Origin of the sequence: Flavobacterium sp. KACC 22763, from assembly GCF_028736155.1 — a bacterium.
GTDB lineage: Bacteria > Bacteroidota > Bacteroidia > Flavobacteriales > Flavobacteriaceae > Flavobacterium.
The window spans coordinates 5,077,379-5,093,130 of record NZ_CP117879.1; the positions used below are offsets into that span (position 1 = coordinate 5,077,379).

Sequence of the window (15,752 nt, forward strand, 5' to 3'; positions counted from 1 at the left end):
TTAATTCGAAAAGAAGCTCCGATTTGCGGAGCTTTTTTTATTTTTGTACCTCAATAATTTCCCGTTAATACAATGAAAAAAAATATAGTTCTCTTTGTACTTTTTGTATTGCCAATTGTAGCGTATTTATTCTTTGCTTCTGGTGTAAATAGTTTTACAACACTTCCTGTAATAACACCTAAAGTAGCCGACTTTGGAAATTGGAATTCATTAAACGGAAAAAAAATCTCTCTTGATAAAAAAATTACTGTATTAGGTTTTTCTGGTACAAATATTCTAGAAAATAGAGGTAATTATTTTAATTTAAACGAAAAGATCTACAAACGTTATAATGGTTTTGAAGATCTTCAGTTTGTAGTGCTATGTCCAACTGGAACTGAAAAAGAAGCTCAAAAAATTGTTGATGCTTTATCTCCATTTACAGATGTCAAAAATTGGAATTTTGTTTTTGCTTCAAAAGAAGAAATTCAGAAGTTTTATGATGGATTGCATTTAAAAGAAAAACTGAATGAGAACCTTGGAACTTCTAATGTTTATATTATCGATAAAGAGCGTAATCTAAGAGGAAGAAAAGATCCAAAAGAATATAAAGAAGGATACGATACTTTTCATCCGTCTGAGTTGAGCAATGAAATGTTGGACGATTTCAAGATTATTTTGTATGAATATCGCGCAGCTCTAAAGAAGAACCATAATGCCACAAAGCAACTTTAAAATCATTTATAATGTTTAAGAACAAATCATATATTGGAATCTCTTTTATCATTCTGATTTTTGGGATTTACGCCATTCCTAAAATTGTTGATCGAGTTAAAAACGGCGACGTCGTAAAAGGAAATCGTTTGGATAATGTTGGAGTAAAATCTTCAAAAGAAGCTAAACTTTTGACGATTGGGCCAGCGCCAAAATTCGAATTGACAAATCAGGATAATGCAAAGGTTTCAAATGAAACGTACAAAGGGAAAGTATATGTTTTGGAATTCTTCTTTACAACTTGTCCATCTATTTGTCCAAAGATGAATATGAGTATGCTGGAAATTGAAAAGACGTTTTTTGGAAATCCTAACTTCGGAATAGTTTCTATTACAATCGATCCAAAACATGATACTCCGCAAGTTTTAAAAGATCATGCAAAGTTGTTAGGCGTAAAATCTTCTAATTGGAATTTCTTGACTGGAGACAGAAATGTAATTATGGATTTGTCAAATAAAGGTTTTAATCTTTATGCAGGAGAAAATGATAAAGTAAGCGGTGGATTTGAACATTCTGGTTTGTTTGCCTTAATTGATAAAGATGGAAACATTCGTTGCAGAAAAGATGAATACGGAAATCCGAATATTTATTATGATGGTCTAGATAAAAAGGGAGTAAGAGATATTCAAGAAGACATTAAAATTTTATTAGCAGAATAAAAATGGAAGATAATACTTTAGAGAAAAAATTTAGCAAATTCATTATTGCGGTTTCAATAATAATTCCCGTTGTTGTGGCAATTTTGTTTGGGGTTAAATTAAAAGATTTTGGTGTTAATGTAGAGCCGTTATCATTTTTACCTCCAATTTATTCAACTACAAATGGTATTACAGCTGTTGTATTAGTTTGGGCTGTTTTGGCAATAAAGAATGGAAAACAAAAATTACATGAAAGATTGATGACTTCTGCTATTGCATTGTCTGTTGCGTTTTTAGTTATGTATGTTGCATATCATATGACTTCAGATTCTACAAAATATGGAGGAGAAGGAGCATTACGTTATGTATATTTCTTTATTCTTATAACACATATTTTATTGTCAATTGCAATTATTCCGCTCGTATTGATTACGTATGTAAGAGCTCTTGCAAAACGTTTTGACAGACATAGAAAAATTGCTAAAATCACTTTCCCGCTTTGGTTATATGTTGCGGTAACAGGGGTGATAGTTTACTTAATGATTTCGCCATATTATGCACACTAAAAAAAATAATATTCAAATTTTAAAATCCAAATTCCAAGTTATAGTATTTGGGATTTGTATTTTTTTAATTGGAATGTCTGCCAATGCTCAGTGTGCTATGTGCCGCGCAGCATTATCGGGAGATTCTAATACTAAAAAAGCAGAAGCGGTAAATGATGGAATTGTTTACTTAATGGTAATTCCATATTTACTTGTATTAATAATAGGATATTTGATTTATCGAATGTATTCTAAAAAGAAAAAAGCAGTGTAATTACACTGCTTTTTTTTTATTTAAGTCCGTTAACTGAGACATTAACCGTTCCGTTTATTTTGATGAAAGCTATAATGGCCTGATTGGTTAGTTGTATTTTATCAAACTGAATATCTTCCATTTTTCCGTTTACAAATACACCTGGCATTGGCGAATAATTCTTTAAATAGCCCGCCATACTCTTTTTGCCTTCTTCGAGATTTGGTTGAATTGAATAACGGCAGCTTTCTTCCATTTTTCTCAGAATAAATCCTTGCGCTAGCCAGTTTGCTGTACGCATCAATTTGCTTTTGGTATCTAAAACATAATCTAGCTTTTCAAAATAAATTTCTTTTGTCTGAGCATTGTATGATGGAAAGCCATTTAAATAAAGTGTTCCGTCTATAGATCCTAAAACGTCTAATGCGATAACCATTTTGCCATCTTTGTGCCAGATAGAAACATTTTTCACTGTGACTTTTTTGCTTCCTGAACCAAATTCCTGACCGGCAAAATTCTTCGTCATAATCTTAGAAGCGTCTACGTAGCTTGAAATTGCTGCAATATTGGCAGAAATTTGATTTGGGATTTTGGCCACGGGTTTCAGAACAATTTTACTGGCATTGTATTTTGATTCAGGCTGTTTACCAACAATGGTTTCCATGTTGCATTTCATGCCCATATCAAGTAAGAACGAATCGTTTTTAAGTTTGGCATTTGTAGAGTAAATTTCAACTGGAACAATTCGAAGCCAGCTTTCATAAGTGTCACTCATTTGAAAAGGAGTGCAGATTTTTTCTACAGCTTGAAGTACATTCGGTTTAAAATCCATTGATTTTTCAATTGCTTCATCTATTTTCTTTTCCAATTTACTTTTAAAAATAGAGATGGCAGGATTTATTAAATAAGTAATTGGCATGTTTTTGCCAAATATTGACATAGTTGGGCTCTCATTCCAATCAAGAGATTTGAACTCTGTTTTTGTTGTGAGTTTCCAATTTGTCAAAGCAGTTTCGCTGGAAAGTGTTATAACTCCGTTTAAATTAAATTCTCTAATATCGTATAATTCGACCCCAAGTTTTTTTGTGCCTATTCGGTATTTGATATTCGCTTTAAGCGGTAAAATTGTTCGAATTCTTTTATCAAGATTCGACGGATCATTTTGAATTTTGATCGGAGCCTGTTTCCAAATTTTCATTTCAATATCATCGTCTTCGATATTATTGTCTTCGTAAATTAATCCGTTAAGAAGAGAATTAGTCTGATTTTCAATATCGCTTAATTTGATAGTAATGGGAAGGTTTATAAAAGAAGGATTGCTGTCATAAATTAACGGACTTGCATCGTCTGGTTCAGGCTTTAATGTTTCTAATTTTTGAGCCGACGAACAGCTTGATAACACCGCAAGTGCTGTAAACATTGAAATAATAGAACTAAGCTTCATTTAAGATGATTTTTATTACGAGGTAAAATTACGAAAACAATCATATTTTATTGAAAAAGTGTAACAATAACTAAAGAATGCAGTCTTATACCTAATAGGTAACAAAACTATTAACTTTTTATTATCATAAATTACTTAATAAAAATGTTATTATTGTCTAAAAAATTTAACAATACCATGATTGAAATTAAAGATTTACATAAATCCTATAAGATGGGAAGTTCTGAATTGCATGTATTAAAAGGTATAAATTTTAATATAGAAGAAGGAGAATTGGTTGCGATCATGGGGTCATCTGGTTCTGGTAAATCAACACTTCTTAACATCTTGGGAATTCTGGATGAAGCCGATTCTGGAAGTTATATTTTAGACAAAACCCCAATCAAAAAATTAAATGAAACCCTTGCTTCAAAATATCGTAATAAGTTCTTAGGATTCGTTTTCCAGTCTTTTAATTTGATTAATTATAAAACGGCACTGGATAATGTTGCAATGCCATTGTATTATCAGGGAGTTAAAAGAAAAGAGCGATATGATATTGCAATGAAATATCTAGAGAAAGTAGGTTTAGGTTCTCACGTTCACCACTTACCAAATGAGCTTTCTGGAGGTCAGAAACAGCGTGTGGCTATAGCAAGGGCATTAGCTTCAAATCCGAAGGTTTTGCTTGCAGATGAGCCAACGGGAGCTTTGGATACTAAGACTTCTTATGAAGTTATGGAGCTTATTCAAGGAATTAATGATGAGGGAAAAACAATTTTAATTGTTACACACGAACCTGATATTGCCGCAATGTGCAAAAGAAATGTAGTCCTGAAAGATGGATTAATTATCGATGATAAAAAAGTAGAACAAGTTAGAGCTTCGTCTTATGTTTAATATTGAACGTTGGCAGGAAATATTTGAAGCCATTTCTAAAAACCGTTTAAGAACATTCTTAACAGGAGTTTCTGTGGCTTCTGGAATCTTTATTTTGGTAATCCTGCTTGGTGCAGGTAAAGGTCTTCAGAACGGAATTGAAAAACAGTTCGAACGAGACGCTGCTGGAATTATTGAGGTTTGGTCTGGAACAACTACGAAAGAATATAAAGGACTAAATCCTGGAAGACAGATTCAGTTTCGCAACAGCGATTACAATCAATCAGTGCAGAAATTTGAAGACAAGTTAGATCTAAGAGCTTCAACAAATAATTATTGGGGACAGTCTTTTGCTTATGGTAAAGAATCAGGGAGTTATCAGTTTAGAGGAGTAAATCCAGATTATGGCGGAATTGAAAATTTAACCATAGTTCAGGGACGTTATATCAATGCTAAGGATTTAGAAAGTAACGCCAAAGTGGCTGTTATCGGAATGAAACTAAAAACCGATATGCTTAAAGATAAAGAGGCAATAGGAGAAGAGATTCTGATTAACAATATCAACTTTAAAGTAGTCGGTGTTTTTACAGATCCTGGAGGAGAAAGAGAAGAAACTCGTGCTTATTTGCCATTGACTACAGTTCAGAAGACGTTTGGTGGAGGTGATAAAATCAGCAACTTGTTTTTTACCTTAAAAAAGACGCAAGATTATGATGAAGCATTGGCTCAGTCAGAAAAATTTACCCAGGATTTAAAGGATTTATTAAAGAGTAAAAATGTTGTCGCTCCTGAAGATGATGGTGGTGTAGGAGTGTATAACTCAGTTAAAGATGCCAAACAATTTTATGATTTAAACTTATATATAAGACTTTTTTTCTGGTGGGTTGGTATATGTACGATTATTGCTGGTGTAGTTGGAGTAAGTAATATCATGCTTATTATTGTAAAAGAACGTACAAAAGAAATCGGGATTAGAAAAGCGTTGGGAGCTTCGCCTTTTTCAATTATCACGATGATTCTTCACGAATCGATCTTTATCACGACCATTGCAGGTTTTGTCGGATTATTGGCCAGTCTTGCTTTATTGGAATTTGTTGGTCCGATGGTTCAGAGCGAGTATTTCAGAAATCCTGAAGTAGATTTTAGCGTAGCTTTAACTACTTTGGTATTACTTGTTTTTGCGGGAGCAATGGCAGGATTTTTTCCAGCTTACAGAGCAGCCAAAATTAAACCTATTGTAGCACTTAGAGACGAATAATTATGTTTAAAAAAGATAATTGGGACGAGATTTTACAGGCCTTAACCGCCAATCCTTTCAGGACTATCCTGACAGCTTTTGGTGTTTTTTGGGGTATTTTTATCTTGGTAATTTTACTTGCTGCGGGTAATGGTTTGGAAAATGGTATCAAAAAAGGTTTTGATGGAATTGCGACTAATACCATGTTTATGTGGAGTCAAACTACGTCTAAAGCTTATAAAGGTTTGCCAAAGACAAGACGTTATGATTTTAGAAATAGTGATGTAACGGCTTTAAAAGCAGCGCTTCCGGATTTATTATATGTTTCACCAAGAAATCAGTTAGGTGATTTTAACGGAACCAACAATGTTGTAAGAGGCACTAAAACTTCTGCATTTACTATTTACGGAGATTATCCAGAGCTGATTAAACAACAGCCGATGGATATCATTAAAGGAAGATTTGTAAACCAGCAGGATATTGAGCAAAGAAGAAAAGTCTGTGTAATTGGTAAAGGTGTAATCAGTGAACTTTACGGTAAAGAAGAGGAAGCTGTTGGAACCTATATTAAAATTAACAGCATCAACTTTATGGTTGTTGGGGTTTATAAATCTAAACAACAAGGAGGAAATGCAGAACAGGAACAAAAGAATATCTTTATTCCGTTTACAACTTTTCAGCAGGCCTTCAATTATGGAGACAAAGTGGGATGGATGGCACTTACGGCAAAAGATGAAACCTCTATAACCGATTTAAAGCCTAAAATTTTAGAGATTATAAAATCATTGCATTCTATAAATCCGACAGATGAGAGAGCGGTTGGAAATTTTGATTTGTATGAGCAATTTAATAAAGTGCAAAGCTTATTTAATATTTTAAAAGTAATTGCCTATTTCGTAGGAACATTAGTTTTGATTTCGGGCGTAATCGGAATTTCGAATATCATGCTGATTGTGGTTAAAGAACGCACAAAAGAAATCGGAATTAGAAGAGCTTTAGGCGCAACACCTGGAGCAATTAGAAGTCAAATATTAACTGAGTCTATATTTTTAACTATTATTTCGGGTATGCTTGGAATTGCTGTTGCTACAGGAATTATAGCAATTTTAAATATGGCATTAGACTCGATGCCTCCTGATCAAAATACTATGTTTGCCAATCCAACCGTAGATTTAGGAGTTGTATTTGTGGCTTTAATTATATTGGTCGGATCAGGTTTGCTTGCTGGATTTATCCCAGCCCAGACCGCAATCAATGTTAAGCCTGTAGATGCTTTAAGAACAGAATAAATTATCAATCAAAATAAATCGATTAAACCCTAGACAAATGAAAAAAGGAGTAACCGTAACCATTTTAATATTTATCGCAGTTGTTTTTTTTGGCGCGCTGTACTATTTGTATGCTAAAAACCAAGAATCGCCGATTGTATTTAAAACGGAAAAAGCAGAAATCAAGACTATCGTAAAAAATACTATTGCGACAGGTAATATTCAGCCTGATGAAGAGGTTCTAATCAAACCAAATATCTCAGGTATTATTGAAGAAGTGTACATCAAAGCGGGTGAAAAAATCAAAGCTGGTGATATGATTGCTAAAATTAGAGTTGTAGCAAACGTTTCGAATGTAAGCAATTCTCAAAATCAAGTACAGACGGCTAAAATAGCATTAGATAATCAGGAAAAAATCTATAAAAGACAGAAAACATTATTTGAGAAAGATGTAATTTCTGCAAATGATTATGACGCTGCATTGTTAGCTTACAATCAGGCAAAACAAAACTATTTAGCGGCAAAACAAGGTTTAGATATCGTTAAAACAGGAACAACTTCATCTTTGGGGAATTATGCCAACACGTTAATTCGTTCTACAGTTAACGGAATGGTATTAGATGTTCCAGTAAAAGTAGGTAACCAAGTTATCGAAAGTAATAACTTCAACGAAGGAACTACAATTGCAAGTGTTGCCGATGTTGGAAGAATGATTTTTATTGGAAAAATCGATGAGTCTGAGGTTGGAAAAATTAAAGAAAAAATGCCAATTGAGATTACAATTGGTGCGATAGAAAATAAAAAGTTTGATGCCGTTTTAAATTATATTGCTCCAAAAGGAGTTACAGAAAATGGAGCAATCCAATTTGAAATCAAAGCACAAATGGTTAATAGAGATGATACTTTTATTAGAGCTGGTTTAAGTGCTAATGCTTCAATTATTTTAGAAAAAGCAGAGAAGGTTTTGGCAATTAAAGAGTCTTTAGTTCAATTTGACAAAAAAACACAAAAGCCTTATGTAGAAGTTGAAACTGCTCCACAGAAATTTGAAAGAAGAGATTTGGTTCTTGGAGTAAGCGACGGAATCTACGTTCAAGTTAAAAGCGGTGTAAATGATACTGATAAAATTAAAATCTGGAATCAGGGCCTAATTAACGAAGGAGACAAAGAAAAAAAATAAGCTAATTTGAAAGCTTAGGGATCTTTTTGGTTTTAAAAATGTTAAATTTGCGTAGTTCGGTTTACTGCGCCTTCATTAAAAGTATATGAAAATAAATAAATATAATAGTCTGGTTATAGCATTGTTATTCGGTTTCGGATTAACTGGGCAGGCGCAAACTAAGAAATGGACATTAGAAGAGTGTGTGAGATATGCACTCGAAAATAATATCACAGTAAAACTATCTGAATTAGACGTAAAAAATGCTGAAATAGATAAAAGAGGAGCCTTAGGCAATTATCTTCCATCAGTAAATGGAAATGCTTCTCACTCTTGGAATATCGGTTTGAATCAGGATGTTACAACAGGTATTTTGCGTAATCAAACTACACAATATTCTTCGATTGGGCTAAATGCAGGAGTTGATATCTACAAAGGTCTGCAGAATCAAAACACGATGAGAAAGGCAAAATTAAGTATTATTGCCTCACATTATCAGCTGCTAAAAATGCAGGAAGATATTTCTTTAAATGTGGCAAGTGCATTTTTGCAGATTTTATCTAACAAAGAAGATTTGAAAGTTAAAAAAGAACAGTTGGCAATTGATGAGAAAAGATATGCACGTTCTGAAGAAATGGTAAATGCAGGAACTATTCCGCGTGGAGATTTGTTCGATTTGAAAGCTACTGTAGCAACCGATAAACAAAACATAGCCGTTTCTGAAAACAATTTATTAATTTCTAAATTGAGTTTAGCTCAGCTTTTACAGTTAAAAGAATTCGCAGATTTTGATGTAGTTGACGACACCAAAGTAGCAGATGAAAATAATATTCTAGCTCAAACTCCAACTGAAATCTACAATAAAGCGAAAGAAACTAGAACAGAGTTAAAATTAGCACAGACAAATCTTGAAATCGCTGAGAAAAATGTTTCTATTGCTAAAGGAGCTTATCAGCCAACACTTTCAGGTTTCTATGGATTTAATACCAGAGCAAGTTATAGTGATCAAGTTAAATTGGATGCAGCTGGTAATCCATATACTGTAGGGCCAGATCCTATCTTTCAACAGTTTAGTGATAATAAAGGTCATAATTTTGGTTTGCAGTTAAATGTTCCAATTTTTAATGGTTTCTCAGTTAAGAACAATGTAGAGCGTAATAAAGTAAGTTTAGAGAAATCTAAAATAGATTTAGAACAAAAAAGTTTAGATTTGCAACGTAACGTTTATACGGCATTTACCGATGCAAGAGGAGCTTTAAATACTTACGAATCGTCTACTGTAACTTTAGAAGCAAGACAGCAGGCTTACAATTACGCAAAAGAAAAATATGATGTAGGTTTAATGAACTCATTTGATTTCACACAAGCACAAACCTTATTGACTAATGCGCAATCTGATGTTATCAGAACAAAATACGATTACATGTTCAAAATTAAAATATTAGAGTTTTATTTCGGAATTCCAATTGTTCCAATTATTACAAAATAATTTATTATGCAGAAAAAAACAGTTTATTCTTTATTAGGTGCTGCGGTAGTTATTATCGTGGCTTTGGTTGGTCTTTCTAAGGCAGGGTTAATAGGGAATAAGGACGAAGGAAAAGAAGTAGAAACTGCAAAAGTGACGGCGTCAACAATTGTTGAAACAGTCTCTGCAACAGGGAAAATCCAACCCGAAATTGAAGTTAAAATTGCCTCTATGGTTTCGGGTGAAATTATTGCACTCAATGTAAAAGAGGGGCAGGTAGTAAAAAAAGGGGATTTATTAGTAAAGATAAATCCCGATTTATATACTTCTGGATTAGATAGATCTGTTGCAAATTTAGCTGGAACAAAAGCAAGTCTTACTCAATCTGACGCCAGTTTTAAAGAAGCAAAAGCAAATTATGAGCGTAATAAAATTTTGTATGATAAAGGAGTAATTTCAAAATCAGATTGGGATAAAGCCATTTCTACTTTTGAAGTTGCCAAAGCAACAAAACAAAGCGCTTATTACAATGTGCAAAGTGCTTCGGCATCTGTTACAGAAGCCCGAGATAACTTAGGACGTACCACAATTTATTCTCCAGCTGACGGAACCATTTCTGTATTAAACGTAGAATTGGGAGAAAGAGTTTTAGGAACACAGCAAATGGCAGGAACAGAACTTTTGCGTGTGGCTAACTTGAATAATATGGAGGTTGAAGTTGATGTGAATGAAAATGACATTGTAAAAATTAAAATAGGAGACGAAGCAAATGTTGAAGTTGATGCCTATTTAAAAAAGAAATTTAAAGGAGTTGTAACTAGTATTTCGAATTCTGCAAGCACTACATTAACTTCAGATCAGGTGACAAATTTTAAAGTTAAAGTTCGTATTTTAAAAGATTCTTACCAAGATTTATTAGAAGGAAAACCAAGCACATATTCTCCTTTTAGACCTGGAATGACTGCTACAGTTGATATTATTACGACAACAAAAACAAATGTTTTGGCCGTGCCAATTAGTTCTGTGGTAGTGAAATCGGATACTACGGCTGTAAAAGATTTTACGGTTGAAGATCCAAATGAAGATAAAAAGGCAGCTCCAAAAAGCGATAAAAAATTCGAATGTGTTTTTGTGAAAGTTGGAGATAAAGCTAAAATTAGAATCATTAAAACTGGAATTCAGGACGATACTAATATCGAAGTAATGTCTGGACTGAAACCTGGTGATGTTGTAATTACAGGCCCATATACAACAGTTTCTAAAGAACTAAACTCTGGAGATAAGGTAAAACTTAAAAAAGCTGAAGCTCCAAAGAAATAAAAAATATTTAAGCATATTGTCATCCTGAGCGGAGTCGAAGGCTTTAAAGCAAGAAAGACTTCGACTCCGCTCAGCCTGACATCAAATCATTAATTTTAAAATTTAATACTTTGTCTTTTATTCTCAATATCGAAACGGCTACTAAAAATTGTTCTGTATCTATAGCTAAAGATGGTCAGACCATTGTTTGCAGCGAATTGGCAGATGAAGGGTATTCACACGCCGAAAAACTTCATGTTTTTATTGAAGAAGTAATCGAAAAAGCGGGAATATCAGCGCAGGATTTAAAAGCTGTTGCTGTTAGTCAAGGGCCAGGATCTTATACAGGTTTAAGAATTGGTGTTTCTGCAGCAAAAGGTTTATGCTATGCTTTAAATATTCCGCTGATTGCCGTTGATACGATGCAAACTTTAGCATCACAAGCAGGAGTTACAGACGGAAAGATTATACCAATGTTAGATGCTCGCCGAATGGAAGTTTATAGCGCCATTTTTAATTATGATTTGACACTGGAAAGAGAGATTAAAGCCGAAATCATTGACGAAAACTCATTTCAGGAATATACAGATAAACTTTACTTTGTTGGCGATTGTGCTGAGAAATGTAAAACGGTTTTGACTAAAGACAACTTTGAGTTTTTAGAAAACATAAAATATCCTTCTGCGCAAGCGATGAGTAAAATCAGTTTTGATAAGTATCAAATAAGCGACACTGTAGATGTCGCTTATTTTGAACCTTATTATTTAAAAGATTTTATGATTGCTCCTCCAAAGAAACAATAATTATTTCTGAATAGTATACGGTTGAACTGAAATTCCAGCTTCATCTAAAGCTATTTTGCAATTCTCTAAAGTTTCAGAGAAAACAGCTCCATAATTAGCATTTTTTGCCCAAGGACGAACAGCAAAATCAATAGAACTTGCTGACAGATTTTTTACAAAAACTTCTGGGGCAGGTTTTTTCAATACCTTAGGGTTTTTGTTCAAAACATCTAAAAGAATTTCTTTGGCTTTTTTAATGTCTGAATCGTAAGAAATAGCAAAAGTCAAATCGGCTCTTCTCTCTCCTTGCATTGAGTAATTGATGATATTTCCATTAGACAAAGAACCATTTGGAACAAATACAGTCTGATTATTTGCCGTAAGCATTTTGGTTACAAAAATCTGAATTTCAAGAACTGTTGCGACAACACCTTGTGCTTCTATTGTGTCTCCTACTTTAAATGGCTTGAAAACAATGATTAGCATTCCGCCAGCAAAGTTAGAAAGCGATCCTTGTAATGATAAACCAACCGCAAGACCCATTGCTCCTAAAATAGCAACGAAAGAAGAAGTTTCTATTCCTAATTTAGAAATAAAGGTTACAAATAACAATATTCGCAACGCCCACAATAAAATGTCGGATAAGAATTTGGTTAATGTAGGATCAAGATTTCGCTGAATCATTATTTTTCTAATAATTCGATTAATCAATCTGATGGCATACAAACCAACAAATAAGATTAAAAATGCGGAAATCAGTTTTGGCGAGTAATCAACTAAGATGTCAATAAAACGACTAATGTATTTACTGACTTGTTCTGGACTAAGATTCATGATTTTAAAATAAAAAACCTTCTCAAATGAGAAGGTATATTAATAATGCAAATATAAAAATATTTGCATTATCCTAAAAATGCTTTTATGCTTTCTCAGTGTCGTCGTCGGCTAATTCTTCTACTTCGGCAACAGTTTTTTCGCCTGAATCGACAACGGTTTCAGAAATAGTTTTTGGGGCTTCAGAAGCCAGAGAAGCTGTTTTTTCTTTAACAGAATCTACAACATCATTTATTGCTTCAGATGCTTTATCTGCATATTCGCTTACAGTTTCTTTTGCTTTTTCAGCATATTCTGAAGCACGGTCAATAATAGGTTCTGAAACTTCTTTTACTTTTTCGATTGTTTCTTCAGCAAAAGCTTCAGCTTTCTCAATATACGGAGCGGCAGCTTCTTTTGCTTGTTCAAAAGTCTCTTCGGCATTATTTGCCAATTCAGTTACAGACTCTTTGGTTGAGCCAAACAAATTTTTAAAAAATGAAGATATTCCCATGGTTTTTAATTAATTGGTTAAGGATACAATATTAATTAATTTTATAGAATTACTTGTGTTTTTAATGCTAAATAATTGAAAATTAGTAATTAATAATAAAAAAAGCGTCTCGATGAGACGCTTTGTATAATAGTTTTGTAGAATTATGCATTTGATGCTTCTACTTTTATCGCATCATCATTCAGCATGCTTTTTAGCATATTTTCGATACCGCTTTTTAAGGTAAAGGTAGAAGAAGGACATCCACTGCAAGCACCTTGCAATAATACTTTTACTGTTTTGTCATCTTCATTATAAGATTCGAAAGCAATGTTTCCTCCATCGGCAGCTACCGCTGGTTTTACATATTCTTCTAAGATGTTAATGATTTGCTGAGAAGTCACATCCAATTTATCAAAAGCCTCATCTTTTGTAGCTTCAGTTTTGGCTTTAGTTTCAATTAAACTTTCATCTAAAACAGTTCCTCCGTTTTCTATAAATTGTTTAATGAAAGTTCTTAATTCTAGAGTGATTTCGTCCCAATTATTGATTTCATATTTTGTTACTGAAATATAATTTTCATCAATAAAAATTTCTTTCACATAAGGAAATTTGAATAATTCCTGAGCTAAAGGCGAAGAAGCAGTCTGATCGATATTTTTATATTCTACAGCATTACGAGTAAGCATTCTGCTTACAACAAATTTCAATGCAGATGGGTTTGGAGTTGTTTCTCCGTATACCGTAATAGGTTGTTTTTTTGGTTTTGTTTCATCAATTTTAATGATAACGCCACCTTTGTCAACAAAAGCACTGATTTGTTCCGCCACGGCATCTTTTACATCATCCCAATCAACGATGCTATATCTTTCGATAGCGATAAAATTTCCTGAAATATAAACTGTTTTAACAAATGGCAGATAGAATAATTGCTGTGCTAGAGGAGAAGCTCCTGCTTCATCGATATTTTTGAACTCAAAGTTTTGATTCTGAGTAATGAAATCCTCAAACTCAAACTTTAAAATAGTTGGATTTTGAGTCTCTTTTATAGTGATTTTAGTCATGGTAATATATTTTTCGCAAATTTACTAAAGTTATTTTCTACTAATGGCTATATTTGATTTTTTAATGAAATAATTAAGACTCTTTTCAAATAAATCGTGTTAAATTGCAAGAGTAAAAATTATATTGAAACAATATTGTCTTTATGAAATTAAAAATCAAGGTTTTATTAATTTTTCTCATTACTGCTTTTTACTCTTATTCTCAGGAGGGAATACCTGTTTATTCTGATTATTTGTCTGATAATTATTACTTAATTCACCCTTCAATGGCGGGTGCGGCCAACTGTGCTAAAATAAGATTAACAGCCAGAAAACAATGGTTTGGAGAAGAAGAAGCTCCATCCCTGCAGACTTTAAGTTTTAACGGAAGAGTCGGAGAACGTTCTGGAGCTGGTATAATTCTTTTTAATGATAAAAACGGATATCATTCTCAAAAAGGTGTGAAACTAACATATGCACATCATATTATGTTTTCGAGAGATGAACTGGATTTAAATCAGTTGTCTTTTGGTGTTAGTGGAGGTTTAATACAAAGCCAACTGGACGAAACAAAATTTGGTGGAACTTTTGATCCGATTGTTTTTGGATCGATTCAGAAAGATTCTTATTTTAATCTTGATATTGGAGCTTCATATAATTATTTGGATTTTTATGCGCATGCAACAGTTCAAGGATTGTTAGAAACTAGAAGAGAACTATATACAGATTACGAAAGTGATAATCTTAGAAAGTTTTTATTTAGTGCTGGTTATGTGTTTGGAAAAAATAGCAGTTGGACTTGGGAGCCTTCTATTCTTTTTCAGCTGTTTGATCAGACAAAAGCAAAAACGCTTGATTTGAATATGAAAGCCTACAAAAGCATGGATTTTGGAAGTCTATGGGCGGCATTATCTTATAGAAGAGGTTTTGATGGCGCACAATATGTTTCTGGAAGTGGTGTGTCATCTCAAAAAATACAATACTTTACACCAATTGTTGGAGTTAATTTCAAGAACTTTATGTTTGCTTATACTTATACTCAGCTAATGGGAGATGTTAAGTTTGATACAGGCGGCTTTCATCAAATTACTTTAGGAGTTAATTTATTCTGCAGAAAAGAACGTTACGACTGTAATTGTCCTGCAGTTAACTAAAATTATTATTATGCTTATTAAATCTGTAAACGGAAAATCGCCTCTTATTCCAGAGGATTGTTATGTGGCCGAAAATGCTACTATTGTTGGAGATGTTACTTTTGGAGAATCTTGCAGTGTTTGGTTTAATGCTGTTGTTAGGGGAGATGTTCATTTTATTAAAATTGGAAATAAAGTAAACATTCAAGATGGCGCTGTAATTCATTGCACATACCAAAAACACCCTACTATTATTGGAAATAATGTATCAATTGGTCATAATGCAATTGTTCACGGCTGTACAATTCATGATAATGTTTTAATCGGAATGGGAGCCATTGTAATGGATAATTGTGTGGTAGAAAGCAATGCTATAATTGCTGCCGGAGCTGTAGTAACCCAAAATACGGTTGTGACTTCTGGAAGTATTTACGCTGGTGTTCCTGCCAAAAAAGTAAAAGATATAGATCAGTCTGATTTTGCTGGAGAAATTGAACGCATTTCAAATAATTACGTAATGTATTCAAGCTGGTTCAAAAACGAAGAATAGAAATTTCAATATTGAA

General features: G+C 33.2%; 17 protein-coding genes. 13 read left to right on the forward strand and 4 right to left on the reverse strand.

The features are described from left to right. Window positions 1-72 precede the first annotated feature (72 nt). From PQ463_RS21305 to PQ463_RS21320, 4 genes are read left to right on the forward strand one after another with little or no spacing between them, the layout of a single operon-like run. Window positions 73-714, forward strand: a complete 642-nt coding sequence (locus tag PQ463_RS21305) for a hypothetical protein (RefSeq protein WP_274255385.1) — start codon at window positions 73-75, stop codon at window positions 712-714. Window positions 715-725: 11 nt separating this feature from the next. Continuing rightward, complete coding sequence (locus tag PQ463_RS21310) at window positions 726-1,412, forward strand: SCO family protein (RefSeq protein ID WP_274255386.1); 687 nt, start codon at window positions 726-728, stop codon at window positions 1,410-1,412. A 2-nt stretch (window positions 1,413-1,414) separates the two neighbouring features. After that, a complete protein-coding gene (locus tag PQ463_RS21315) occupies window positions 1,415-1,957 on the forward strand; it encodes a DUF420 domain-containing protein (RefSeq protein ID WP_274255387.1) in 543 nt (180 codons plus the stop codon). Beyond that, window positions 1,947-2,210, forward strand: a complete 264-nt coding sequence (locus PQ463_RS21320; protein WP_274255388.1) for a CAMCR motif-containing small membrane protein — start codon at window positions 1,947-1,949, stop codon at window positions 2,208-2,210. The genes PQ463_RS21315 and PQ463_RS21320 overlap by 11 nt, the downstream gene beginning before the upstream one ends. Window positions 2,211-2,226: 16 nt before the next feature. Here the strand turns inward: PQ463_RS21320 and PQ463_RS21325 are convergent, their stop codons facing one another. Then, window positions 2,227-3,633, reverse strand: coding sequence for a DUF4403 family protein (locus tag PQ463_RS21325; protein WP_274255389.1), 1,407 nt, complete (start codon window positions 3,631-3,633; stop codon window positions 2,227-2,229). A 177-nt stretch (window positions 3,634-3,810) separates the two neighbouring features. On the opposite strand from PQ463_RS21325, the gene PQ463_RS21330 reads away from it, so the two are divergent. The 7 genes from PQ463_RS21330 (at window position 3,811) to tsaB (ending at window position 11,725) form a co-directional block, all read left to right on the forward strand. Next, on the forward strand, window positions 3,811-4,512 hold the full coding sequence (locus PQ463_RS21330; protein WP_111376646.1) for an ABC transporter ATP-binding protein: 702 nt from the start codon (window positions 3,811-3,813) through the stop codon (window positions 4,510-4,512). Further along, window positions 4,505-5,749, forward strand: coding sequence for an ABC transporter permease (locus PQ463_RS21335; protein ID WP_111376647.1), 1,245 nt, complete (start codon window positions 4,505-4,507; stop codon window positions 5,747-5,749). Before PQ463_RS21330 ends, PQ463_RS21335 begins: the two co-directional genes overlap by 8 nt. A 2-nt stretch (window positions 5,750-5,751) precedes the next feature. Further along, window positions 5,752-7,017, forward strand: coding sequence for an ABC transporter permease (locus PQ463_RS21340; protein ID WP_111422460.1), 1,266 nt, complete (start codon window positions 5,752-5,754; stop codon window positions 7,015-7,017). Between the two features lie 37 nt (window positions 7,018-7,054). Continuing rightward, window positions 7,055-8,176 carry an efflux RND transporter periplasmic adaptor subunit gene (locus PQ463_RS21345; RefSeq protein ID WP_111422459.1) on the forward strand — a complete coding sequence of 374 codons (1,122 nt, stop codon included), beginning with the start codon at window positions 7,055-7,057 and terminating at the stop codon, window positions 8,174-8,176. An 85-nt stretch (window positions 8,177-8,261) separates the two neighbouring features. Further along, window positions 8,262-9,644, forward strand: coding sequence for a TolC family protein (locus tag PQ463_RS21350; protein WP_274255391.1), 1,383 nt, complete (start codon window positions 8,262-8,264; stop codon window positions 9,642-9,644). A gap of 6 nt (window positions 9,645-9,650) precedes the next feature. After that, window positions 9,651-10,943, forward strand: coding sequence for an efflux RND transporter periplasmic adaptor subunit (locus PQ463_RS21355; protein ID WP_111376651.1), 1,293 nt, complete (start codon window positions 9,651-9,653; stop codon window positions 10,941-10,943). Window positions 10,944-11,053: 110 nt separating this feature from the next. Next, a complete protein-coding gene (gene tsaB / locus PQ463_RS21360) occupies window positions 11,054-11,725 on the forward strand; it encodes a tRNA (adenosine(37)-N6)-threonylcarbamoyltransferase complex dimerization subunit type 1 TsaB (protein WP_274255392.1) in 672 nt (223 codons plus the stop codon). Here tsaB and PQ463_RS21365 read toward each other — a convergent pair whose 3' ends face one another. The 3 genes from PQ463_RS21365 to PQ463_RS21375 form a co-directional block, all read right to left on the reverse strand. Then, on the reverse strand, window positions 11,726-12,538 hold the full coding sequence (locus tag PQ463_RS21365) for a mechanosensitive ion channel family protein (protein WP_274255393.1): 813 nt from the start codon (window positions 12,536-12,538) through the stop codon (window positions 11,726-11,728). An 85-nt stretch (window positions 12,539-12,623) separates the two neighbouring features. Further along, window positions 12,624-13,031, reverse strand: coding sequence for a YtxH domain-containing protein (locus PQ463_RS21370; protein ID WP_274255394.1), 408 nt, complete (start codon window positions 13,029-13,031; stop codon window positions 12,624-12,626). Window positions 13,032-13,174: 143 nt separating this feature from the next. Then, window positions 13,175-14,074 carry a NifU family protein gene (locus PQ463_RS21375; protein WP_274255395.1) on the reverse strand — a complete coding sequence of 300 codons (900 nt, stop codon included), beginning with the start codon at window positions 14,072-14,074 and terminating at the stop codon, window positions 13,175-13,177. A 143-nt stretch (window positions 14,075-14,217) separates the two neighbouring features. Here PQ463_RS21375 and PQ463_RS21380 point away from each other — a divergent pair, with 143 nt between their 5' ends. Beyond that, entirely contained in the window at window positions 14,218-15,207 is a 990-nt protein-coding gene (locus PQ463_RS21380) for a PorP/SprF family type IX secretion system membrane protein (protein WP_274255396.1), read from the forward strand. A gap of 10 nt (window positions 15,208-15,217) precedes the next feature. Further along, window positions 15,218-15,736: a gamma carbonic anhydrase family protein gene (locus tag PQ463_RS21385; RefSeq protein ID WP_129748732.1), complete on the forward strand. Its 519-nt coding sequence runs from the start codon at window positions 15,218-15,220 to the stop codon at window positions 15,734-15,736. Window positions 15,737-15,752: the final 16 nt, after the last annotated feature.